This is a genomic window from Paenibacillus sp. R14(2021), assembly GCF_019431355.1.
Lineage (GTDB): Bacteria > Bacillota > Bacilli > Paenibacillales > Paenibacillaceae > Paenibacillus_Z.
Window position 1 is genome coordinate 1,568,693 of the sequence record NZ_CP080269.1, and the last position, 22,161, is coordinate 1,590,853.

Annotated in this window: 23 protein-coding genes and 2 pseudogenes; 9 read left to right on the forward strand and 16 right to left on the reverse strand. The window is 45.7% G+C overall.

Going from position 1 to position 22,161, the window contains the following annotated elements:
- Window positions 1-28 precede the first annotated feature (28 nt).
- The 3 genes from KXU80_RS07520 to KXU80_RS28405 form a co-directional block, all read right to left on the reverse strand.
- A complete protein-coding gene (locus tag KXU80_RS07520) occupies window positions 29-472 on the reverse strand; it encodes a GyrI-like domain-containing protein (RefSeq protein WP_219837613.1) in 444 nt (147 codons plus the stop codon).
- Window positions 473-736: 264 nt separating this feature from the next.
- Window positions 737-892 (reverse strand): hypothetical protein, encoded by a 156-nt coding sequence (locus KXU80_RS07525; RefSeq protein WP_219839288.1) that lies wholly within the window; start codon window positions 890-892, stop codon window positions 737-739.
- The gene (locus KXU80_RS28405; protein ID WP_374987758.1) at window positions 823-1,224 is read right to left on the reverse strand and encodes a M55 family metallopeptidase; all 402 of its coding nucleotides are present in this window, start codon (window positions 1,222-1,224) and stop codon (window positions 823-825) included. The genes KXU80_RS07525 and KXU80_RS28405 overlap by 70 nt, the downstream gene beginning before the upstream one ends.
- Here KXU80_RS28405 and KXU80_RS07535 point away from each other — a divergent pair.
- Entirely contained in the window at window positions 1,202-1,402 is a 201-nt protein-coding gene (locus KXU80_RS07535) for a hypothetical protein (RefSeq protein WP_219837615.1), read from the forward strand. The genes KXU80_RS28405 and KXU80_RS07535 overlap by 23 nt on opposite strands.
- Window positions 1,403-1,924: 522 nt before the next feature.
- Here the strand turns inward: KXU80_RS07535 and KXU80_RS07540 are convergent.
- The 6 genes from KXU80_RS07540 to KXU80_RS07565 all read right to left on the reverse strand — a co-directional run bounded on the left by KXU80_RS07540 (window position 1,925) and on the right by KXU80_RS07565 (window position 7,551).
- The gene (locus tag KXU80_RS07540) at window positions 1,925-3,049 is read right to left on the reverse strand and encodes a PLL family lectin (RefSeq protein WP_219837616.1); all 1,125 of its coding nucleotides are present in this window, start codon (window positions 3,047-3,049) and stop codon (window positions 1,925-1,927) included.
- 572 nt (window positions 3,050-3,621) lie between these two features.
- Window positions 3,622-3,828 (reverse strand): UPF0158 family protein, encoded by a 207-nt coding sequence (locus tag KXU80_RS07545; RefSeq protein WP_219837617.1) that lies wholly within the window; start codon window positions 3,826-3,828, stop codon window positions 3,622-3,624.
- 26 nt (window positions 3,829-3,854) lie between these two features.
- On the reverse strand, window positions 3,855-4,100 hold the full coding sequence (locus KXU80_RS07550) for a hypothetical protein (RefSeq protein WP_219837618.1): 246 nt from the start codon (window positions 4,098-4,100) through the stop codon (window positions 3,855-3,857).
- Between the two features lie 165 nt (window positions 4,101-4,265).
- Complete coding sequence (locus KXU80_RS07555) at window positions 4,266-4,481, reverse strand: CDGSH iron-sulfur domain-containing protein (protein ID WP_219837619.1); 216 nt, start codon at window positions 4,479-4,481, stop codon at window positions 4,266-4,268.
- A gap of 692 nt (window positions 4,482-5,173) precedes the next feature.
- On the reverse strand, window positions 5,174-6,262 hold the full coding sequence (locus KXU80_RS07560; RefSeq protein ID WP_219838919.1) for an L-dopachrome tautomerase-related protein: 1,089 nt from the start codon (window positions 6,260-6,262) through the stop codon (window positions 5,174-5,176).
- 1,007 nt (window positions 6,263-7,269) lie between these two features.
- Window positions 7,270-7,551: a hypothetical protein gene (locus tag KXU80_RS07565; RefSeq protein WP_219837620.1), complete on the reverse strand. Its 282-nt coding sequence runs from the start codon at window positions 7,549-7,551 to the stop codon at window positions 7,270-7,272.
- Window positions 7,552-7,741: 190 nt separating this feature from the next.
- On the opposite strand from KXU80_RS07565, the gene KXU80_RS07570 reads away from it, so the two are divergent.
- The 6 genes from KXU80_RS07570 to KXU80_RS07595 all read left to right on the forward strand — a co-directional run bounded on the left by KXU80_RS07570 (window position 7,742) and on the right by KXU80_RS07595 (window position 10,899).
- On the forward strand, window positions 7,742-7,984 hold the full coding sequence (locus KXU80_RS07570) for a spore gernimation protein GerQ (protein WP_219838920.1): 243 nt from the start codon (window positions 7,742-7,744) through the stop codon (window positions 7,982-7,984).
- A 12-nt stretch (window positions 7,985-7,996) separates the two neighbouring features.
- On the forward strand, window positions 7,997-8,383 hold the full coding sequence (locus KXU80_RS07575; RefSeq protein ID WP_219837621.1) for a spore coat protein: 387 nt from the start codon (window positions 7,997-7,999) through the stop codon (window positions 8,381-8,383).
- Entirely contained in the window at window positions 8,380-9,516 is a 1,137-nt protein-coding gene (locus KXU80_RS07580) for a zinc-dependent alcohol dehydrogenase (RefSeq protein ID WP_219837622.1), read from the forward strand. Before KXU80_RS07575 ends, KXU80_RS07580 begins: the two co-directional genes overlap by 4 nt.
- Window positions 9,517-9,547: 31 nt before the next feature.
- Window positions 9,548-9,751: a hypothetical protein gene (locus tag KXU80_RS07585; RefSeq protein WP_219837623.1), complete on the forward strand. Its 204-nt coding sequence runs from the start codon at window positions 9,548-9,550 to the stop codon at window positions 9,749-9,751.
- A gap of 13 nt (window positions 9,752-9,764) precedes the next feature.
- Window positions 9,765-10,061 (forward strand): spore coat protein, encoded by a 297-nt coding sequence (locus tag KXU80_RS07590; RefSeq protein ID WP_127462733.1) that lies wholly within the window; start codon window positions 9,765-9,767, stop codon window positions 10,059-10,061.
- Between the two features lie 406 nt (window positions 10,062-10,467).
- Window positions 10,468-10,899: a hypothetical protein gene (locus KXU80_RS07595; RefSeq protein ID WP_219837624.1), complete on the forward strand. Its 432-nt coding sequence runs from the start codon at window positions 10,468-10,470 to the stop codon at window positions 10,897-10,899.
- A 566-nt stretch (window positions 10,900-11,465) separates the two neighbouring features.
- Here KXU80_RS07595 and KXU80_RS07600 read toward each other — a convergent pair.
- From KXU80_RS07600 to KXU80_RS07610, 3 genes and pseudogenes are all read right to left on the reverse strand, one after another.
- Window positions 11,466-12,747, reverse strand: a pseudogene (locus KXU80_RS07600) (IS110 family transposase).
- 171 nt (window positions 12,748-12,918) lie between these two features.
- Complete coding sequence (locus KXU80_RS07605; RefSeq protein ID WP_219837625.1) at window positions 12,919-13,236, reverse strand: hypothetical protein; 318 nt, start codon at window positions 13,234-13,236, stop codon at window positions 12,919-12,921.
- Window positions 13,237-13,327: 91 nt separating this feature from the next.
- Window positions 13,328-13,684, reverse strand: coding sequence for a VOC family protein (locus KXU80_RS07610; protein ID WP_219837626.1), 357 nt, complete (start codon window positions 13,682-13,684; stop codon window positions 13,328-13,330).
- A gap of 515 nt (window positions 13,685-14,199) precedes the next feature.
- Here KXU80_RS07610 and KXU80_RS07615 point away from each other — a divergent pair.
- Entirely contained in the window at window positions 14,200-15,561 is a 1,362-nt protein-coding gene (locus KXU80_RS07615) for a catalase (protein ID WP_219837627.1), read from the forward strand.
- Between the two features lie 407 nt (window positions 15,562-15,968).
- Here KXU80_RS07615 and KXU80_RS07620 read toward each other — a convergent pair whose 3' ends face one another.
- The 4 genes from KXU80_RS07620 to KXU80_RS27925 all read right to left on the reverse strand — a co-directional run bounded on the left by KXU80_RS07620 (window position 15,969) and on the right by KXU80_RS27925 (window position 20,132).
- Window positions 15,969-17,087, reverse strand: coding sequence for a GerAB/ArcD/ProY family transporter (locus KXU80_RS07620; RefSeq protein ID WP_219837628.1), 1,119 nt, complete (start codon window positions 17,085-17,087; stop codon window positions 15,969-15,971).
- Window positions 17,088-17,105: 18 nt separating this feature from the next.
- Window positions 17,106-18,200 (reverse strand): Ger(x)C family spore germination protein, encoded by a 1,095-nt coding sequence (locus KXU80_RS07625; RefSeq protein WP_219837629.1) that lies wholly within the window; start codon window positions 18,198-18,200, stop codon window positions 17,106-17,108.
- Window positions 18,193-19,644 carry a spore germination protein gene (locus KXU80_RS07630; RefSeq protein WP_219837630.1) on the reverse strand — a complete coding sequence of 484 codons (1,452 nt, stop codon included), beginning with the start codon at window positions 19,642-19,644 and terminating at the stop codon, window positions 18,193-18,195. The genes KXU80_RS07625 and KXU80_RS07630 overlap by 8 nt, the downstream gene beginning before the upstream one ends.
- Before the next feature lie 113 nt (window positions 19,645-19,757).
- On the reverse strand, window positions 19,758-20,132 hold the full coding sequence (locus KXU80_RS27925) for an HAD-IA family hydrolase (protein ID WP_308858297.1): 375 nt from the start codon (window positions 20,130-20,132) through the stop codon (window positions 19,758-19,760).
- A 243-nt stretch (window positions 20,133-20,375) separates the two neighbouring features.
- Here KXU80_RS27925 and KXU80_RS07640 point away from each other — a divergent pair.
- Window positions 20,376-21,709, forward strand: a pseudogene (locus KXU80_RS07640) (transposase).
- Window positions 21,710-22,161: the final 452 nt, after the last annotated feature.

Sequence of the window (22,161 nt, forward strand, 5' to 3'; positions counted from 1 at the left end):
GATCGTTCTGAAGCCGGCTGCCGTAGATTTATGCAGAAACTGGAACTAGGATTTCAGCATTATACTTACTTTCCTCATTTCCAAACTCAAACACTTCAAACGAAACAGAATTTGAATTATTTTGCATTCCTTTGTCTCTTAAATATGTATCAATAAGTCCATATGGTTCTTCACCATTTGAATGAACTTTTACATATCGGTTACTAGGTACTTCAAAACCAATCATATCCTCTGGAATATGTTGTAGTTCGGTGACTTCCATGCAATAGATATAAGTGAATAACACTTCATTTGCAAAGTGAACACAAACATAAGTGCTTTCGTCAACTTTGCCATGAATTTCATCTTTTCTTTCCATGAAAAGTTGATGTGCTTCATCAATACCTTTAACGTTTTTCAAGGGAGAAGTTACCGCAATACCGATATATTTTCTCTCTCCCAATTGAACTACTTCAATCTGTGCATTACTCATTTCGCGTCGTCTCCTTAATATTCGTAATTGTAATTTAATTCGGGATGTACCCATTATTTTCCTCTTGTTCATTCGAACTATCCTGCCCGTTAGCTTAATGCCCGCCCGCAGTCTACAACTTTATTTACACGGTCTAATACTTTATTTTCTCAGAACAAACCGAATCATTTCGAGGGAGCGTAAATCGCTATTTAGCTATGATATGGTTTTCTATATCTCTCTAACAGCGAAAAACGAGGACACCTATAAAGGTATCCTCGTTTGTTAGAAAAACCTTGTCGTGTTCGCAAGTGCCGCCATGCTCTCCATCGTGCGGTAGAGCGTGAGGGCGTCTTTGGCATCGTAAGAGACTACGATACTGTCCGGAAATCTCCGTACACCGGATATGCTCGAAGCGATTTCCGCCTGACCGCTATGCATGAATTCGATGTGTACCTCTGATTGATTTTCCCCATAGCTTCTTTGGTTTTGGCTACGAGTTCCTTACGACTCTGCTCCAGCGATAGGCAAATCGCAGAAGTTCTGGACAATGCATGCTTGACTATGCCTGTAATCGCATCAGGTACAATTCCGTTCGTCTCTTCGGAAGCTTTGTCGTCTCCGGTCACGAGAACCAACGGAACGCCCAGTAAGCCCGCATATATCGCATTAAACCCGATCTCCCCGACTTCCGTTTCATTGATCGTTGGATTGTCAACAGAAAACTGGACAACATTTATGAGGTCAATCGTGATCGACAAACAGGCAGACATACTGCCATTTGCCGGCAACGCGTACGTACGTCAAATCGCTCACCACAACGGCATAGGGCTCGTTCTGAGTGAACTTGCGCTGCAGATGGTTTTCCGTTGTGGACGGATTGGAATCGGTCTTATTCGGCTTGAATTGGGCAATGGTGTACGTGCTTTTGCCTACTGCTGCAGCGGATGAAATATTTGCAGGAAACGCACCAATTATGCGACACCATCATCGGCATGGAACCAACCGGCCACTACTGGCTCAGCCTTGCTGCCTGGCTCAAAGACCGCAAATAACTCGAGGTCGTGTTGGTGAATCCTCTCCACAAGCGACATCAAAGATGCCTTCGTTATCGCCGATATGGTGAAAAACGGTTACTACTCCTTCATCAAAGAGACCAGTGAATGTCACCCGACAGTGGTGGATAGTAGTCTATTATTTTATAATTAAAAGTAAATTTGTTCTATTCAAGAAGAACAAAAAAGCAGTAGGATATCTCCTACTGCCAGAGTGTCGAGAAAGTTCAACGGACTTTTCGGCACTTTTATTTTATTTGGTTGGCTCTCGTCTCGTCGAAGAAAAATCGATTTAAAATGATCTGAGGACCACATTTAAACGAAACATTCGAGAAATTTAGGCCCTTTTAAAAACCAAGGGGTTTTCTACAGTCTGGCAGTAGGATATCTCCTACTGCAAAAGCAAGTACTTGTTGTGTCAACGACCGAGATTCTGAATATCCTTGTAGGCAACATATAATCGATCTATCGTGGCGAGATTCGCGCTATGCAGCAACTCGCCATATCTGACCCTGTGTCCTTCATCCAGCAAGTCAATCGAAAACGACGCATTGGTGCGCCAGCCTTGTTCGTCTGGAGTCCAGTAACCAACCCACCCTCTTGCTGCGTCATAACCAGTACGCATCACATTGTATCCCTCGGCGGAGGTTGGAATTCTCTGACCGTTGTAGTCGGCCTGAAGGTAACCTACCTCAAACGTGTTCCCAATAGCAGCAGTTGCCCTACCTACGGTATACTGAAGAGATCCTGCGATTGTTCCTGGGATTGCGCGGGGAGCTACTTCCCAATCCGTATACGCGCTACTCCTTGTCATATAAAATGGCTCGTGTCCCGCGTCTTGTAAGTTACCGAACATGTACTGGTGACCGTTAGCCAATGAAACAACAGCTGGCCCCCAGGCTGTCGACTGTCGTACACCGGGGGATCTATAAAGAGCCCTGTTGCTGTTCCAAGCAACAACCCCCGCACTATCGAAGTGGCCTTCAACTGAATATAGGTTGCTGTCTGTCCCCCGGTACGCGACAGTAACATTACCGTCAGGCGTAGCGGTTACAGAAGGAGTATCATTCGTAGTTTCAAACTGTCCGTTCACCTGAATAGCTTGCCATACTGGGAAGGAGCTAATACTGTGACTTCCACCATGGCCGGCATTTGTGGTATAGTAAATTCTGTTATCCGATCCGCGATGCAGGATCATCCATCCGTCTCGTACTGCAGTGATGGAAGGTTCGTTTACCGAAGAGGTATTGGGAAACGCCTCAGGCGTTCCGTTTCGACCGTCACCATAACCAGACTGGAAATATATGTTATTATTGGTAGCTCCTCTCCAAACATAAACGGTTGCATCTACATTGCTTGCTTGATTGTAGGCCGCAGCGGCCCCCTCGCTAGTCCTCGCTGAGCCATTATCATTGAGAAGCTGCCAGAATGTAGTTGTGCTCGCGGCAGCAGATGTTGCGAACACTAACGTGCTTCCGACCATAAGGGCGACTGCGGCAGCCCCCGCCTGCCATCTCTTTTTCTTTTTCGAAATCTTATCCACGAATATCAGATCCATCTCCATATATTTGTCTTGGGCAATTACATAACACAAGACACAGATTTTTATGCCGCCGTTCTTCTAAATTGATACTAACAATCGTCAATGAAGACCTCAATTTCTCTTTCTTCCATTGGAGAAGTTAAATAGAATTTAAGTGTTTTAGATGGTCGCTCGTATTTCTACGGCTAGCGTCCGCCAGCTGTCCTACGTAAAAGCGTGGATCCTCCGCTCTTTGGATAATATTCCAATGATCTCAAAGATGATAATAAGGCAGAATACCGCAAAATTTTGTACGAGAGGCTGGTACTTACCATTTGGCTTGAGGGAGAAAACTGACCGTCCCTCGGTTTTAAGGATTTATCTCACATATGCTCACTCATTCGCAGGATTTCATAAGCTTGGATTAGATATGGAGGTGGAGAAAGTTATGGGCGGATGGCGCTAGCCTAGTATCTGGGTATGCGGAACAGAGGAATTGCTTCAGCCATTCCTTTCTGCCTAATACTACTGCTCGCAAACTCCACAAGTGCCTTGGTGAGATCACCTTGGAATAAAAATACACCTATGTTAGCTTAAATCTGAATTTCAATATCGTGACCCTTACACCATTCAATTACTAATTCCTTTATCCTTCTTTCTTTGTAGTCATTCCATTGTTTATCAACACCATGTTCAATAATATTATCTTTGAATCTGCGGAATGCTCCTCGCCCTTGAATTTCTTCAAACAGTTTTACTCGAATTTCTTCATCCTCTAAAGCCCCAATAAAATCTTCCATGAGTTCATATCCATTAAAGTCGTTTTTTAATGTAAGTCGACGAAGATGCCGTCTTCATCTTCAAGAATCTGGTTTGCTATTTCAATGTTCTCTCTTTGCCATTCAGGAAAATTTTCGAATGGCATTTCATCTTCAGCCGCTCCAATTTCTTCTCTTGAGAGCGTAAAAACATCTCCTGTTGCTGAATTTATATATGTAAAAGTATCATTCATTTGCATCTCAATTTCATCAACTAAATCAATTAACTTAACTGGTTTCTTAGCCTTCATCATCGATTTCTCCCCTTATAACTATTTCTCGATAAACATCATCTCTAAAAAACAAGACGATTACCTAATGATTGTGGCTGATCGTCAAAGGAATAACAAACTACTCCTTAATTGAACGATAGGCTGCCTATGCCGGCAGCCTCATGTCACTGTGCTATCATATCCGACTTAGTCCTTCTTCGCTCTCGGCGCACTTTCAAAGTTGATCGACTTGTGCGTGCCGTCGCAGAACGGCTTGTTGCCCGATCCTCCGCACCGGCATAGCGAGAACGATTCTTTGTGCTCGAACGGGTTGCCTTCTGCATCCACTAGCTCGACCTGCCCTATTACCCTAAGTGATCCATTGTCGTTCACTTTAATCATCACTTTGTTTTCGTCTTCCATGAGCTTCCTCCTATGTATAGTAAGTTAATACAAGTATATCCATCGATCGCTAGGAAAAGACGAGCCGCCTTGAGTATTGCTTGTGCAGTTTATCCGAGCGCAATCTATATCTATTGTGTTGATATCTCTACTCGTTTAAGGTTTCCCAAAATATTTCACTGAACTACTGGGAGTTAACAGGGGAAGTGTCACGTGACACTACACCCAATGCTATATCGGTTAGTTTTAAGAAGATGCAGCTAGGCAGCTGGTCGTAGTCGTCGCTTGCATTTCGGCAATCGTCGTTCACAAAGCAATCCAAGGGCTGGTCCGACTATGCTGCCTACGGCTATCTGTGGTGGCTTGGCTCCGTAAATGGAATAAACTATGCCAAACTTTTGATGAGAATCAAGTATAGTTGCTCCTTTATAGGTAAGGTCCTACTAATCATTAAAATAATATAAATTTATATATCTTTTTGTTACAACTGTTATTGCCCGATAGCAAGGTCGTTTAAAATGCCGTTATAAACGAAACAAACCCGGCCTATAGAAAGGTCCGGGTTTGGAATACAGTTGTTAAATATTCATTGACCTTACGCCTCCCGTTAAGCTGAACAGGCTGCCGGGCGGCAGCCTCCAAATTCTTAATAACTATAAAGTCATAAAATACATTTTCTATGCAAATAGAGTCAACTTTGTAAAGCGAAATATTTAGCAAAAGGTAGGAGCAGGTGGTTCGTCTATTTTCATACGGAGTAAACTATAAGGCTTCTGCCGCAGGTCATCTCCATAATGAAATCTTGCCTGCCGATGTAATTGGTTCACGATGAAATATAAGTATTGATCTGGACCAATAGAAAAAGTATCCGGCCATAAAATCCTCGGATCATGTCCGATGGTTTCCATTATTCCATTCGGCAATATCTTTCGAATACTATTGTTTTCATAGTCTCCAGCGTAAACGTTTCCTTTTGCATCGGTGATCATTCCATCTGAAGCACCTTTTTCTCCCCAATACTTCACGTGACACTGTAAATTCATATCCGGTATCGTTCGGTCTCTTAGGGCTTCCGTTGAAATCGAATACAGATGACGACTGGAGAGAGGACAAAAATACAAAATCTTGCCGTCCGAGGAAATCGCTATACCATCGGATGCCAATCTAAAGGGTGAAGTAGATCCGTCTTTGTTTCGATTCATCAGGATTTTACCTTCAACTTTCGGTAAGAGAAAGAGATCAGGCGAAGTTGCATTTGCCCCGTTTAACCGTCTCCAGGCATAACCGGTTTCTAAATCAACGACAATAATGGCTCCTGGTCCTCGGGAAGACGAATCCGTTATATAAGCATAACCTGCTTTACCAACACGAAAATCAAATCGGACATCATTCAGATAAGTGGTCGGCAGGACAACATCTTCCGTAAATGTATATACACTTCTTATGGTATTTGAATTTAAATCTACAGCGACTAACTTCGCCCCCCCTTTGATGGGTTCTGAGAAATTAGGAGCTCCTGTATCCAGTACCCAAAGCGTACCATTTCCATCAGCAACGACACTTTGGACACTAATGAAGGACGATGTGATATTCGATGGGCTTACCACATTAGTGTCTAAACTAGGATAAGGCTGTAATGTATCGTGAACGATTTCAGCCACTGTAAATTTAACGTCGTCTCCCCATTTCGGAAAGCAAATGAAAATACGCCCGGTTTCAGAAACAGCAACGCCTGTAGGCATGGCTCCGTAAAATAAAAAAACCGCCTCAAACTTACCAAAATACTTTTCACTCGGTAACATCACTTGTATAAAATCCTCCTCAACAGGTTCGAACTTCTATCACCTATTTATATGGCTGAATGTGGTTCAAGTGCCTGGATAATAAAATAATTTTACGGGAACCCCGCAAGTTCGTATCTAGGACGGACAACGAGTAAACGGTGTTGTGTTTTTGCCTAAGAATCACCGCCCACGAAAGTATGAATAAAAAGAAGTACACTATACATAGGAGCCTCCTTCCTTGTACAAGCTATGGCCATGGACATCGTATAACCACCATCTATTTTCTTGTTCCAAGAGCAAAAGCTCATGAATTTGTGTTGTGCTTTCTTGCGTGTCAGGCTGTGGTATGGACGGTAGAAATGCTGCTCGTTCGCTTTGATTTGGTGGCCTACCCGTGCGTGAATTTCCCAAAGCTTACGATTTGAATATTACGTTCAAAGTGGTGTGGACGCCTGTTGCGAGCGGTCTTTATTACATCTACTAGACCTCGTGCGATGTTTTTACTTTGCCGCCTGGATTTCACTGCTCATCTTAATTGACGGGTTGCTAGCAGCAAATACCGACTTGGTGGATTATGTACATTTGGGAGCTTGTCGACGTTAGCTGGACGAGCTTCACCTATGAATATATGGCCTATCCGATGACGGCTACGATTTTCCTCACATTCCTGATGACTCGAGTGTTCTGCGTGATCTACTTCGGAACCATGACACGAGTGGAAACGACAAAACAATAGAACGCAGCCAGTACGACACGTTCTTAAATGTGGGGCTATGCCCCCTAGGAAAACAGAAGAAAGAGGGGCTATCCCAAAAGGGTGTAGTGCAGTGGGCCAGTCCCAGAATTATTTTGAAGAAGCCTTCAAAACCGTTGCTCCGAGCGTCAACGCAGGTCATTTGCCCATGCGGAGAGTATACGCAGCTCTACATAGACAGACGACCATACCTCGACATTATTGAACTTGACTCCACTTGTATCCGAAAAAGAAGGCAAATCTCTGCTTCTGCCACTACCAAGCTACCGTTTTATTGTTGGTCTGGCAGACGTAATGCGTTAGCTGAAGTTTGCGCTTGATCTAAAAATTCCTCTGCTTGGGTCAATTGCTGCCGGGCCGTCTCCAAAGCTTGTGAATTTGTTGCCGCATTAGATTCACTTATCGAGCTTATCGCCTGATTTAAAGCCGTTTGCGTCTCAGAAACCGCGTTAGATGCATGCTGCTCCAGCGTATTGCCGCTCGAGTTAAGTGTTCCTTCTGCCGGTTTTCTTGCGTTTACGGTTGCTAGATCAATTTTGTTTTCATTGGGCAAAGCGAGTCCTCCTCCCTTGAGAAAAGATCATTAATTTAAACAGAAATAAGTATGCGGTTGATATTTTGTTTATATTCCTGCGACTGCATGGGAATATCCGGACCCCACTTTTCCGGCAATCATTTTTAGTATAGGATCCGATGAGTCGGAGAATCTAACGTTGATGAAAAAAGGAGGGGATCATTTCTCAATGAATACGCCAACGCTAGCGCCGCACGAATCGATGGAACTGCATGAAGCGTTAAACTTTAAAACGCTCTGCCTCGCTAAGTCAAAACTTATGCAAGGCTTGGTCTTTGACCAAGAGCTAAAAGCGTTAATGCAGAAAGACGTAATTCAATCCACACAACAGATCGCCGAGCTGCAAGCAATCTACGCAAGAGCTCCTTTCCAAACGCATGTTCCGAATAGCCCCACACCTATAACACATTAAAGGGGAACGCAAATGAATACCGATTATTTAGACCCGATTAATTCATTAAATATGCCGGAGATGGCAGATATGACATTTGCAATGGACTTCCTTATTCGTGCCAAGGAAGGTGTGCAAAATTTGTCCATCGCCCTGACGGAAACGGCTTCTCCCGATGTAAGAGCGCTGCTGCGCAATCATCTTATGCAGGGGATTGCACTGCACCAAGAAATCACGGAGCTTATGATTCGCAAAAAATGGTTCCATCCTTATGAGCTGAACGAACAGTACCAACTCGACCAGCTTTCAGCGAATAATACGGTAATGATCGGTCAAATGAATTTGTTCCCGGGTGATACGTCGCGTAAAGGGATGTTTGATCGGACCCCAGATGAACATATTGGAGGACATAAAGCATGAAGGCGGTAACGTATCAAGGGATTAAAAATGTCATGGTGAAAGAGGTGCCGGATCCGAAGATTGTGAAACCGGACGATATGATCGTAAGAGTCACTAGTTCCGCCATTTGCGGTTCGGACCTTCACCTGATTCACGGGATGATCCCTAACCTTCAGGAAAACTATGTCATCGGGCATGAACCGATGGGGATCGTAGAAGAAGTAGGCCCTGGAGTGACCAAGGTAAAGAAAGGCGACCGTGTAATCATCCCTTTTAACATCGCATGCGGGGAATGCTTTTTTTGCAAAAATCAGCTGGAAAGCCAATGCGACAATTCAAACGAACACGGGGATATGGGCGCATATTTCGGCTACTCCGGAACGACCGGCGGATACCCTGGCGGGCAAGCCGAGTATTTACGAGTTCCGTTTGCAAATTTTACCCACTTCAAGATTCCCGAGAACTGCGAACAACCGGACGAGAAGCTAAGCTTGATCGCCGATGCCATGACGACGGCATTCTGGAGCGTAGATAACGCCGGCGTCAAGAATGGAGATACGGTCATCGTGCTCGGCTGCGGTCCGGTCGGACTTCTGGCACAGAAATTCTGCTGGCTGAAAGGAGCAAAGCGGGTCATCGCCGTCGACTATGTCGATTACCGCTTACAGCATGCGAAGCGAACGAACCATGTGGAAATCGTAAACTTCGAACAGGATAAGAATATCGGCAACAATCTCAAGGAAATGACCAAAGGCGGCGCCGATGTCGTGATTGATGCGGTAGGAATGGACGGCAAGATGAGCGATCTCGAATTTCTAGCAAGCGGTTTGAAACTGCAAGGCGGCACCATGAGCGCATTTATCATTGCGTCACAGGCTGTCCGCAAAGGCGGGACCATCCAAGTCACTGGGGTATACGGCGGACGCTATAACGGATTCCCGCTCGGCGACATCATGCAGCGTAACGTGAATATTCGTTCCGGACAAGCTCCGGTCATTCACTACATGCCGTATATGTACGAGTTGGTTACGTCCGGCAAAGTGGACCCTGGAGACATTGTTACGCACGTCATTCCGCTTAGCGAGGCCAAGCGCGGCTATGAAGCGTTCGATACGAAAACGGACAATTGCATCAAAGTCGTCTTAAAGCCTTGAATATGGATAGATACTTGGGAGGACAATCCGAATGAATTCCAATTACGCTTTGCATGAGATACTGGAGGTTCATGAAATGGCTGCGTTCAAGACCGTTTGCATGACCAAATCCAAAACCATGCAAGCTCTGATAACCGACCCGGAGCTAAAGCAAATTTTGCAGCAAGACGTGCAATTATCACAGCAGCAGCTTCAGGAGCTCGGTGGAGTGCTGTCTAAAGTGACCCTAACCTAAAGGAGATAGATACATGAACACCCTATTAGAACACTTGACAGGGCTTCATACGCTGACCGACGACGTGATCGCAATGGATTTTTTGATGAACGCCAAGAGCGGAGTCAGAAACTACGCCATGGCCGTGACCGAATGTGCCACCCCCGAAATCAAGCAAATTTTGATGAAACAGCTCGACGAAGCTATAGACTCCCATGAAAAGATAACAAACTACATGATGCAGCGGGGCCTATACCATCCCTACCATATTCCGGAGCAAATTCAGCTCGATCTGAAAAATATTCAGACCGCTATGAACATTCCGTCCTGACACGCAATCTTTGCAGATAACGTCTGATTTGTGATTTTAAAAATACTCAATCCCCGCGGCATTCTGTAGAATTAATTGAACTATTCTGCCCGTTAGTTGAGAAAACGGCAGCCATAAGCTGGCTGCCGTTTCTTCGTGTTTACTTAGCTATCGTATCCTTTGGTTGAATAATATCCACCATTGATTAATTACCCCGAAGTATGGATGTTACCAACTATAGTGATGGAGTTTTTATACATTTCTGTATTCCCAATTTGATACTTAATGCATATACTTTAATCGTCCTTTCAACAGGGTAGTAAATAAATATCTGAATTACCTAACCCATCATTCCAATATCAGCTATTAAGTTTATTAAGTCTCATTTGTGTATTTCTTATTTTTTAAATATAAGGAGAGGATCAACATGGTTAGTGTACCATCCCCCTCACGGTGGGGTATCCACGCTTCTGTAGGTGGTAGACCCGTGGTTTATGGCACATTCAACATCAACTCTGTTACAGGTAACAGGGTAACTGGTACAGTTAATTTTCGCGGCAGGGATATCCCAATTAATGGATATTGGGATGAAAGCACCAAACAAATAAGAGTTGATTCACCTTATGCCTCGTATTCTGGTAATTTAGCTATATTTGATGATCCCTCGATCAGAATTCGACATTTTATTTTAAGTGGACGGCTTATTATGAAGCCTCCCTCTTTACAAGCAGGTGAGTATGGAACTTGGCTTGCTACAACCGATACAAGTCTCACTGGATCTCCCATTATTAGTAATGCCTTGCCTCCTGTTGGAGTCTTTTTAACATCAAGTTTACTTCAAGGGGGAGTTGGGCGCTGACAAACGGATTTTCCTTATTTGCATCCCATACAAATAGAGTTAATAAAATCGTTCATACTGGTACTCAAAGTAGCCCTCAGATTTATATACTTTGAGGACTTCTTTTATTTGCTGAATTACCCCTTTCATCTTCCAGGATACCCATTTTGTATTTTTGAAAAATCCTTGTTCAACTAACCTGCCCGTCCCTCGGTTTTAAGGGTTTATCTCACATATCCTCACTCATTCGCAGGATTTCATCACCTTGGTTTAGTAATGAAGGTGAGGAAAGCATAGGGTGAGAGCCGTCAGTCCAGCATATGGACATGCGGGAACAGAGGAATCGCTTCAGCCATTCCTTTTCGGTTCACTCTACTGCACGCATACTCCACAAGTGCCCTGGTGTTTACCATCCCATGGCTCGACGGGTCTATGCCCTTACATTCCATCGTCATACGTATCCAAGGTGTGGAGACCGATTGCGTTTAGCGGACGGGTCTATGCCCTTTTTGGGCAGGAACTCGGTTCTCCGTGCTTTCTTTGTTAAAATCCCGCGAATGAGTCAATATACGTGACGGATCAATACGTTAAGCCGCTTGTGAAACGAGATGGCTGGCTTTTTCAGATGAAAATGTTTCTGCTCGATGGACCATACCGATCAGAATTCGTGCCACCTTACCTACAAGCTTAAAGACAGACTGTTGCTTCTTCATGTGCTTTTTTTGAACATTGTGCTGATGTAATTCTTGAAAGATCGGATTAATTCCGATGAGCTGAATGGTCGCCAGATACAGATATTTCCTCAGACTGGAATCTCCCCGTTTGGAGATGACGATCTGTCCTTTCCTTTTCCCCGATGTACTTTCTGCTAGATTCTGACCGGCTTTGCGCAGTAACTGACGTCCATGTGCATACTGTCTAAGGTCACCAGCACCTGCCAGGATAGCCGCGACGAAGATCGGACCAAAGCCTTTAATAGAACGGAGCTGAGCGGCCATGGGAATCTCCTCTAGCAATGCGTGGAGCTGCTTTCCGATGTCTGCTAACAGTTCTGTAATTCGTTCAAACTCTGCGATTAGACGTACAAAATCTTGCTTTGCTTCGGCTAAAGCTGTAATGTCTCCTACACTCCGCCTAGCTTGCGCAATGAGCTCAGCAGCCTTTTGTGTTAGTGCCTCCTGCCCTCTGCATATGTGTTTTCCACATCGAAATGATCTCCGGTGTTGACCGTCCTGCAAGATCCTGAGGCGTAGGTAATTCCTTCAGTGTAGCCATCGAACGTTTACAGGTCCAATCCTTAAAAACCGAACTGTACTCCGAGAAACGAATATCCAGCCACCGAATGATGCGATTTTGCAGCCGAACGCTATTTGCAACCCAAAATTCTCGATCGCTCATCAGGGTCCGCAACCGCTGAAAAACGTGGGTCTGTTTCGTATGTTCGTAGTAGTAGCCTCGGCTTACTACATCTGCAATGACGAGCGCATCTTTAGGGTCACTCTTCGATTGACAGTTGTCACGGTTTTCTTTATTTCGTTTTGTCGTTGCTGGATTAACTACGACGACTTGCAACCCTTTACTTGTAAGCCAGTTGGCCAGGTTCCACCAATAATGACCTGTCGGCTCCATGCCTATGATTACATGGCCTAAACGGTGCTTTTGCTGAATACCTTCCATCCACCGCTGCAGCTTTTCAAACCCCTCTATGGTATTGCTGAATGATAGATGCCGATTCGTCAGTACGATCCCACGATAATTTGTAGCCTGTGCCACATGTGTTTCCTTTGCCATGTCGATCCCTACAATTAGATGCGAGGTGGTAATTCGTTCGATACGTTGATTTTGAACGTCTGATTGTTTAAACTTCATGATAAGAGCGCCTCCTTGATGTGTTGTGGACAAACCCATCATACCGAGGCGCTCCTTTTTTTACAAAGGTGATTTCTTAGCCTTAACAGGAATGTTTAGGTTAATGAAAATGGAGCAGCTGCCGCCGGGCAAACTGCTCCAAGAAGACTTGAACTAACGTTCTCCGTTAGCTTAATCTTTTCTCGTGAGTAATGATTTTTCGAAACGTAGGACGTCATCTAACGCTTCGCCATGAAAATTCTGCATATAGTGATACTGAGCAATAAGGCCTTCTTTATAAATCACGTTTAATGTGGTTTGTACGAACTCAACGGGCGTATCATAACGACAATTGATTACAAGTGCAATTCGCTCTCTTGTTAGCTCAATTAAGGAGATATCCTCGTCTCCGAATAGCACAAAATAATCTTCTTGGTCATCCTTTTTCCAAGAATTTATCCAGTTCCAAAAACCCTTCTTTGCTTCCTCGAAAGGATTTTTTTCATCCATGAATTTGATTAAATCCGTTGTATTCAGTACAATCACTCCTATTCTAATTATTCCGCTATCGTACCCGTTAGCGCAATAGACGATTGCTATTCTAACAATGACAAATCATCAATACGTTCCCATCAGGGTCTTTAAAGTTAAACCACTGTCCATGCTCTATTTCGGTCACAAGTTCAACATTACGTTCTTTTAAGTAGTCATATGCCTTATGTATGTCGTCAGTATTGAAATGGAATGAGGGGTTTTTGTAGAGGGATTCCTCGTTGTATATTCGGCTGTCGAGAACAAGGTTTAATCCATTATTATCGAACGGTATACAGCATAAATGACCTGCGATTATTTCATAGTTGGGTTCCAGATTAAGAATGGAACAGTACCACGCACGTGCACTGATTATGTTACTTACAGGTATAAATATCGCGCCAGCTTTATTTAGAATAATACTCATATCTAACCCAGCCCTTCTTATTGGAATTTGACATAAGTCGTATTCGACTAAGGAAAGGAAAATTCCTCCACTAATCTGCCCGTTAGTTCAACGAAGTGCCGTCAGTTGGGTCTGTTTGCGCCTTTATTATTTAATTTCCCAGCCTATTGTCGGGAATGAGATCAAGTTCTTGTCAATTTCGGTAATGGGATCAAGTTCTTGTCATTTGGTTTTGACAAGAACTTGATCCCATAAATACAAAAAGCCGCGTTTTTCGCGGCCTTTAATGAGATAATGTTCTTGTCACCCGACAGGTTTACAGATGACAAGAACATATATCGTTAAAGGACAAGAACATATATCGTTACCCCTCGATACTTTTCTTGTTCCCTCCTCGATTTAAATAAAAAACGCTGCCAATTGGGCATATTTTTGTGAGTTTCTGTCGGATGACAAGAACAATATTTCTGTCGTTCTTCAATCATGCAAAAGCATCCCTCCTCATACCTTTCTATATACCCAAAGGAGGTAGAGGGATGAACGAGAATAATGACCATCGCCCGGATAACAGGCCGGGCCAGACTCCGCCTGCCCAGCACTCGCAAATGGTCGGCGAACGAGGCCCCGTCCTCGAACAGGACAGCCAGCTGCATGAAACGCTGGAGACATTCGTGCATTCGACCTTGCTGGAAAGGCCCGTGCACGTCAAAGGCTGCGGCGCGTTCGGCTTCTTTCAGACGACGCATGCCATGTCAGCGCACACGAAGCTTTGTTTTCTGCAGCAGCCGGGACAGCAAGTCCCTGTCACGGTGAGATTTTCGCTGGCCGTCAGCAACAAAGGCACGCCGGATACGTCCCGAAACATACGTGGCTTCGCCACAAAGTTCTATACGGATCATGGCGTGTTCGATCTGGTCTTCAATCATATCCCCGTGTTCCTAGTCAGGGACGCCGTCCGTTTCCCGGAAGCGGTTAAAGCGCTCTCTCCGTCGCCCGTCAACAACCTCATTAACCCGGAAATTTTCTGGAACTTCATCGCCCGGGCGCCGGAAGCGACCCATCTTATCCTCTGGCTCTTCTCCGACGCGGGCACGGCCAAGAGTCTGCGCCATATTCCGGGCCACAGCGTCAATACATACGTCTGGGTCAACGCGCAAGGTTTCCGAAGCTACGTCAAATATCATTGGCTGCCTCTCGCCGGCACGCAGTATATTGACAGCAGTGAAGCGGCCCGGCTCGCAGGTGAGAATCCGGATTATGCCGCGCAAGACTTGTATGACACGCTGCACGCCGGCAAGACGATTGAATACGGGCTCTACGTGCAGCTGATGAACCCCCAAGACGAGGTCGCCCTCCCTTATGATCCGTTAGACGATACGAAGCTGTGGGATGAACGGCAGTACCCGCTGCTCCCGGTCGGGAAGCTGGTCTTGAACCGCAATCCGAGCAATTATAAGGAGCAAGTGGAGAAACTCGCGTTCTCCCCATCCAACCTGCTGGAAGGCGCTGAACTATCCGACGATAAAATGCTGCAAGGCCGCGCCAATATTTACACGGATTCGCAGCGGCGGCGGCTTGGACCGGATTTCCGTAGCATTCCGATTAATCATCAGTTGAACTGGACGCCTGACTCGCAGATCACCAGCGGCAACGGGAGATTTGTTGAAGGACGCCTGACGCGATCCGATATCCCGAAGCAGGATGATTTTATGCAGGCTGGTCAGTATTATAGGGCGCTTCCGCCAATTCAGCAGGAGCATCTCGTCGATAACCTGGGTGCCAATCTGGCTACTGTCTCTCCCGGCACGCAAACGTTCGTACTCGGCTACCTCACCCAAGCAGATGCCGGGCTCGGTCAGCGGGTCGCCCGCAAGATTCAGGCACAGCCTAAAGGCTAGGTTGCGTTACGAGGAATTACGGAAATGGGATCAAGTTCTTGTCATCTGGTTTTGACAAGAACTTGATCCCATAAATATCCCGCATGCGCTTCGGTTGCCGAATTTGACGGTACATCCCTTCTTCTTTCCGAATCACGATTCATCCATTGGAGAAATCCTGCGAATAAGCGAGTATTCGTGAGGAAACTGCATCGTACCGAGGGAGTTTAACAAAGCATGCTTGGAACCTGCTCCGTCGGGAATGACATCAGGTTCTTGTAAAAGTCGGGAATGACATCAAGTTCTTGTCATTTGATTGTGACAAGAACTTGATGTCAAAAAATAAAAAAGCTGCGATATACGCAGCTTTTTATGCGGTAATGTTCTTGTCACCCGACAACAGACAAAATCAAAACTGCCACACTTTCTCACTCGCTTTCGATTCTTGCCGAAAGCTTGCTTCTCTTGAACATGCGAATAATGCTGACCCATATCACCAGCAGGGGAATATACCCGTACAGCAAAATCGTTCCGGATACGGACAGCAGCGCGTCCAATCGGTCGATCGTCATTGGACCTTTCAATTGCACGATAACAACGAATAAAAGGATGCTGGTTAGCCATAGCGCAGGTCTTGCTTTAAGTTTGACTGTTTTTCGCAGGATTTGCGTCCCTCCCCACAAGGCGATGCAGATCCGGGGCAAAATAATGAGAAACCAGTTAAACACATACAGGTAATCGAATCGTTCAAAGAACGGAAAGCGAATAATTTTCGATAAAATCAGCGTAGGCCATATCGTATGCTTCAGCTCTTCGATATTGAAATAAGTAAACACCACGCAGGCAAAAAACAAATAAAGCGAGGTTGTATGCGCTGCCGCAAGATGCGCCCATTTCTGCGCTTTCTTATTATTCTTGATATAAGGATAGTAAAGCAGCAAAAATTCAGCGCCCAGAAATAAAGGCACCGCACGCGGAGCAGATTTAACGTAGTCGGAGGCATCATGCGTCAATAAAGGCAGGAAACTCATCCAATGGGCATATTTCATGGGAAAATATAGCGTGATCAACATTATGGACGGGATCATCACGCACCAGAAGCAAATACCGGTGATGACTCGGAATCCTCCGGCAACGATATAGATGGACGTAAGTAGAATGATAAGCGTCAGCTCCCAGGAAGGCGACCATTGAAACACCCAGACATGCAGCACTTCTACATACGAACGGACTTCCGTCGATATAAACAAGAGGATGTACCCGTAGAATCCCAAAGTCAGGACATTTCCGAGCCATTTTCCAAATAACTGCCGGTGCAGCGAAATGATGTCCCCATGCTCCGAATGGTCCAGCACATAGAAAATCATCCAAACAATCAAATGAATACTTGCACCTGTAATCAATATCGACACCCATGCATCCCGTTCGGCGCCAAGGATGATTTTGCCCGGAAAATTCAACATGGCAATTCCCGTCTGCGTCCCATGAAGGAGGAACCATAGATAAAAGGAAGTAACGGTCAGGTTTTCACTCACTTGTTTACTCACGGATACCCCCGCTGCCTGCTATTCTACAATGCCGGATTTGATAAGATGAATCTTCACGTGAACGTCAAATACGAGGCTTGGATATTCGACTTCGTAAAACTGCTTTTCCTGCCAAGCCTTGCGTTGATGCGCTCTAATAAAATCCCCGATTCCGAGAGGGTCCACTTTGTTTTTCACGAATTTATCGAGCAGCGCTAAGAGCTTGCTGCGCAGCTGCTTCTCCAATTGCTGCGTCAATAACTCGGGATCCCCGGATTTTTTTAATTCTATCCATTTCGGATAATCCTTAACCATGCCATTCAATGTAAGGTTGTAGGTAACTTTGAAGCCCGATGAAGCTTTCGACAGCATTCTGGATTTCTTGCCGCTAAGACTGTTGAACACGGCCGTCCCTTCGTTCTGCCCTTTATTGATGGCAAATGGCATGCTCCCTCGTACAAGGCGGCCTTGAAGCATCTTATAGAGCGCTATTTCTTCCTGATTAATCGTTAATTTCAAGCGGTCATCCTTGAATATGGCATGGCCGGTTATTTCAATTTTTCCATTGTCATTTAACTTTAAATACGGAACCGACGGATCTCTTCCTTCCCCGTAATAATCAAACAATAAATTGTGCAAATTGGAATCCGGAGTTCTCCCCGAACGCATATTGTGCTCGACCGTACGATACGGCAGACTTTCGCTTTTTACATCCACCAAGCTCTCCAGCATGGATGAAGTCGAGCCGTCCGATACTGCGACAATGAGGTAATGGCTGATCAAGGGATCCCTGCAAATGGATTCAATAAAGGGAGCCAAGCCTTCTTCCGCTAATTGTTTGTTAATAATCAACAGCTTCAGCTTGGTGATCATGACGGGCAGCGAGGATTGATTGTCCAGTTCGTCTATGAGAAGAGAGGGTTTCGCAGCAATACCCTGCAGGAGCTCAGTTCTGCCCCCAAGGTTAAAATCGGAATAAAGCCCGGTTTCTTTATACCCGGCGTTACTTTTGTCGAGTCCGAGTACCGTTAGAAGATAATTATCATCCACGATCCGTTGGCTGCTGCAGCCCGTCAGAGTTAGAACAAACAGTGCTGAATAAGCAATCCGGCGCATCCGCTCGACGTTAATCATTTTCAATACTCTCCTTGTCAGGCGTGTACCGTTTCTTCGAAAGTGGCTTTAAGAACTGGCTTCGATTTGCCGTATGCTTGTAAGATAACCGGATAAAGCTGTCTGCAGTATGCCCCGTCCGAAAAGGAAAAAAAGGAACCAGATAAGGCATCCCGAGCGATTTTAGCCTCATTAAGTGCCCTAAGAGTACAACAAGACCAACAATCAGTCCGAGTCCTCCCCAGAAAGCCGCAAGCAGGATAAAAGGGAATCGTAGGAGACGAATGGTGTTCGCCATATTAAAGATGGGTGTCGTGAAGGAGGCGAGTGCCGACAGGGCCACGATGATGAGTAAAATATTGCTGGTGAACGCGGCTTGAACCGACGCTTGACCGATTACAATACCGCCTACAATGCCCAACGTCTGACCGATCTTTGAAGGCAACCGGGCACCTGCTTCTCGTAAGAGCTCAATCGTAATTTCCAAGAAGATGACCTCCATTACAGGCGGAAACGGAACATGAATGCGTGAATTAATGAGAGGTTGCAGCAAGCTCTCGGGGATGACTTCAAAATGGTAGGTGAGTATGGAAACATAAAGGGGCGACGCAATGATCGAGAAAATCACGCCCATAATCCGGATCACGCGAAAAAAGGATGCCAAAATCCAGGGAAGATAATAATCCTCGGCCGAGACAAAAAAGTCCAGCAGTGTCGACGGAGCTGTTATTGCGTAAGGCGAACCGTCCGACAACACAGCCACCTGACCCGAAAGAATAGCAAAGATGACACGATCGACTCTTTCCGTCGTTACGAGAAGCGGGAAAGGCGTCTTGGTATGATCCGCAATAATTTGCGTCAGCTGAGAGCTATCGAACACGACATCGAAATCAATGGCTTGAAGACGCTGACGCATCGTTTCAATATGTCTGGGATTCGTGACTCCATCGATATAGGCAAGCACCACTTTAGTGTTGGACAAGGCACCAACGGTTATTTGTTCAAGGATCAACGCAGGCGTGTTAATTTGCTGGCGCATTAAATGAATGTTGACCTCGATGTTCTCGACAAAGCCTACCTTGGGGCCAATCACGCTAAATTCATTCTCGGTCTCATTGCTCTTACGATGACCCATGGAAGCATGATTAACATTCACCAATAGATAATGCAGGTCGTCGCCCTCGAACTGAATGATCACATAGCCCTTCATCAGCTTGTCCACGACTTCTACCGTATCGGCAATCACCGTCACCTCATCGAAGGGGATGAATCCTTTGATATCGCTTAACTGCCCCAGTCTATCGATATTTTCTTGTATCCCGGGAAGCAGGTACTGATTGACTTTCTCCGCGTCTACCAGGCAGCTGTAATAACTGATTTGAAGAGGTTTACTCTCATCAACTGGGTGAAATTGAAGAAAATCGACGGATTTAATCGCCTGACGGAAAATTTCGTTATTGAACATCACCCGAATTTCCCTTTCTTAACGCGAAATGTAACGATATTATGTTCAATTTGGAAAAATGTATTCGCTAAAATAGCCCGTCTCCAATCGAAGGGCCCAAAGATCAACCATGCTTACATTAAGGGAAGGCAGATATCGAATAATTCTACTAAGCTTGTGATCGTGTAGGTGCTCCGAATTTCCGGCGGACTTATTTGCGCCCCCCCGTTCACCCAGCAGGTATCTATGCCGGCTTGAATGCCGCCTTTAATATCCGTATTCAGCGAGTCCCCGATGATCAGCGCTTCCGTTCGATTAAAATCCTTGATTCGGCTCGTCACATAATCGAAAAAATCCGGTGACGGCTTTTGAAAGCCGATGCTCTGCGAATCGAAAATATCCTCAAAAAATTCGTACAGGCATCTGACTGCTTCAATCGTTTTATCTGCGTGTGGGTGATCCCGTTCGTCACAATAAACAAGCGATGGGTCTCCGATAAGCGCTGGCAGACCTCTAAGGCGCCCTCGATCACACCTGGGAACAGATTCAACAGGGTATTAATTCTTTAGATAGAAAAACTAATACATCCTTATTAATTAACTCAACTTTCGCAGCTACGAATGAGCTTGAATACCTTGCGGCTGTAAGGATAGAGCGTATTTTCATCCTTCTCTTGACAAAAAAACACCTTCTTTGTTTGGTATCATGGAAGTGACTAGCAACCATGCAAACAAAGAAAGGTGTGTAAATCCATGGTACACCATCGTTCCCTGTCTGACCAGTCTCGTTTTTCGTCTGTTTTCCATGCGCTGAAAATCGGTAAACTGCTTCGAGAGGCCAGGATTCACAAGTCTTGTCTTTCAGCTGCTATTCTCGCTTGTTTTTGAGGGGAAGAATTGGTTTCGACTGCTGGAAAGCAACCGTGGTAGCTCGTTACCAGGCAAAGATGTCGTCTACCGCTTCTTGAATCATCCCGGCTTTGCTTGGCGCTCTTTTCTTCATTCGCTTAGTTTGACGGTGGTTCGGCAGTTTGCCTCACTTACGTCAGCCAAGCGTGTTAAAGTGTTTATCATCGACGACTCCACGCTGCAGCGCAATCGCAGTAAGAAAGCAGAACTGCTTGCCAGAGTATTCGACCATACCACAGGTCGATTTACCAAAGGCTACACGCTGCTAACGCTTGGCTGGTCCGACGGCTTCAGCTTTGCTCCGATCGACTTTGTTATGCTCTCGTCAGCGAAACTTGTGAATCGCCCTAAACGAGATGACGACAACGATCACGAAGCGTTGCCACGGGTATAAGCGACGCGTCGAGGCGCTTACGCGTAAGCCTTACGCCGCCCTCGACTTGATTCGGCGCGCGTTGCAAGCTGGCTTCCATGCGGATTACGTACTGATGGACAGCTGGTTTACTCAGATGCCACTCATTCGCGGACTTGTAAAAGAAGGACTGGCCGCGATTGGCATGGTCAAGGAAATGAAGCAGCGCTATGTGTACGAAGGAAAACGTCTGACGCTGAATGAACTTTACAGAAGTCTGCCGAAGAACAAGCAAACGTCCATTTGGAGTTCTGTCCTTGTCCGGACTTCATGCGGCATGTCTGTTAAACTCGTCTTTGTTCAAAACCGGAACAAGCGGCGAGAATGGCTGGCCATTCTCAGTACGGATCTTGCTTTAGAGCCGAACGAGATTGTTCGCATTTATGGCATGCGGTGGAGCATTGAGACGTTCTTTAAAGTAACCAAAAGCTACTTGAAACTAGGAACCGAGTTTCAAGGCCGTTCCTTCGATATGCTGATCAGCCATACAACCGTCGTGTTTAGCCGCTACTTGGCGATGGAATTTGAGCGACGGCAGACCGGAGATCCGCGTACACTTGGTGGACTATTTTTCTTGTATGCGGATGAAGTTCGTGATCTGGACTACCAGACTGCTCTCCAACAACTGATGACGTTTTTCTTAACTTTGGCTGGAGCAACGAGCAAAGATGGCAAACAAACGGTATGGTGTCAACTCCAGCAGTGGATAGCCGATTTACCCTTGTACATCAAGGGTTTGTTCGATAATTTAAGCTGCGAAAGTTGAGTAATAAAAAAATGCGCGGCCCATTTATTATTGGCCGCGCACAATTATATTTTAAAAATTGGTTTGTGCTCTCATAAAAATAAGTAATCACTGCCGCCCGCGAATACGGACGATACGTGAAAACAATTAAAATTGTCTGTCCCGCACTCGCATATATGAGCCAGCTCCTCCACCAAAGCGGCGCTGACACGGGCCATGGCGGCCGGATCAATCGCACGACGGCCAGCGCCAGTTACATGGTCGACCCAGTGCATTCAGGGTGCGGCGTGGGCGAGCGCTGGTCGAGTACACCATCCAGTGGGCCGGTGGGTCCGGCTTCCGGGCGACTACGAGTCGCTCGGTTTTGCTGTCGTGGGCACCGTGCCCGACGCCTTTAGACACCCGATGAGGATACGTCGGGCTCCACATCATGCACCTACCTGTTGAGAAGATGTTTCCCGCCGGATCCTCTT

What these genes read in the sequence shown, in the direction of transcription:
- KXU80_RS07520 (WP_219837613.1), bottom strand. Translation starts at nt 472, where the DNA reads ATGAGTAATGCACAGATTGAAGTAGTTCAATTGGGAGAGAGAAAATAT.
- KXU80_RS07525 (WP_219839288.1), bottom strand. Translation starts at nt 892, where the DNA reads ATGCATAGCGGTCAGGCGGAAATCGCTTCGAGCATATCCGGTGTACGG.
- KXU80_RS28405 (WP_374987758.1), bottom strand. Translation starts at nt 1,224, where the DNA reads ATGTCTGCCTGTTTGTCGATCACGATTGACCTCATAAATGTTGTCCAG.
- KXU80_RS07545 (WP_219837617.1), bottom strand. Translation starts at nt 3,828, where the DNA reads ATGGAAGATTTTATTGGGGCTTTAGAGGATGAAGAAATTCGAGTAAAA.
- KXU80_RS07550 (WP_219837618.1), bottom strand. Translation starts at nt 4,100, where the DNA reads ATGATGAAGGCTAAGAAACCAGTTAAGTTAATTGATTTAGTTGATGAA.
- KXU80_RS07555 (WP_219837619.1), bottom strand. Translation starts at nt 4,481, where the DNA reads ATGGAAGACGAAAACAAAGTGATGATTAAAGTGAACGACAATGGATCA.
- KXU80_RS07560 (WP_219838919.1), bottom strand. Translation starts at nt 6,262, where the DNA reads ATGTTACCGAGTGAAAAGTATTTTGGTAAGTTTGAGGCGGTTTTTTTA.
- KXU80_RS07570 (WP_219838920.1), top strand. Translation starts at nt 7,742, where the DNA reads ATGAATACGCCAACGCTAGCGCCGCACGAATCGATGGAACTGCATGAA.
- KXU80_RS07575 (WP_219837621.1), top strand. Translation starts at nt 7,997, where the DNA reads ATGAATACCGATTATTTAGACCCGATTAATTCATTAAATATGCCGGAG.
- KXU80_RS07580 (WP_219837622.1), top strand. Translation starts at nt 8,380, where the DNA reads ATGAAGGCGGTAACGTATCAAGGGATTAAAAATGTCATGGTGAAAGAG.
- KXU80_RS07585 (WP_219837623.1), top strand. Translation starts at nt 9,548, where the DNA reads ATGAATTCCAATTACGCTTTGCATGAGATACTGGAGGTTCATGAAATG.
- KXU80_RS07590 (WP_127462733.1), top strand. Translation starts at nt 9,765, where the DNA reads ATGAACACCCTATTAGAACACTTGACAGGGCTTCATACGCTGACCGAC.
- KXU80_RS07595 (WP_219837624.1), top strand. Translation starts at nt 10,468, where the DNA reads ATGGTTAGTGTACCATCCCCCTCACGGTGGGGTATCCACGCTTCTGTA.
- KXU80_RS07605 (WP_219837625.1), bottom strand. Translation starts at nt 13,236, where the DNA reads ATGGATGAAAAAAATCCTTTCGAGGAAGCAAAGAAGGGTTTTTGGAAC.
- KXU80_RS07610 (WP_219837626.1), bottom strand. Translation starts at nt 13,684, where the DNA reads ATGAGTATTATTCTAAATAAAGCTGGCGCGATATTTATACCTGTAAGT.
- KXU80_RS07615 (WP_219837627.1), top strand. Translation starts at nt 14,200, where the DNA reads ATGAACGAGAATAATGACCATCGCCCGGATAACAGGCCGGGCCAGACT.
- KXU80_RS07625 (WP_219837629.1), bottom strand. Translation starts at nt 18,200, where the DNA reads ATGATTAACGTCGAGCGGATGCGCCGGATTGCTTATTCAGCACTGTTT.
- KXU80_RS07630 (WP_219837630.1), bottom strand. Translation starts at nt 19,644, where the DNA reads ATGTTCAATAACGAAATTTTCCGTCAGGCGATTAAATCCGTCGATTTT.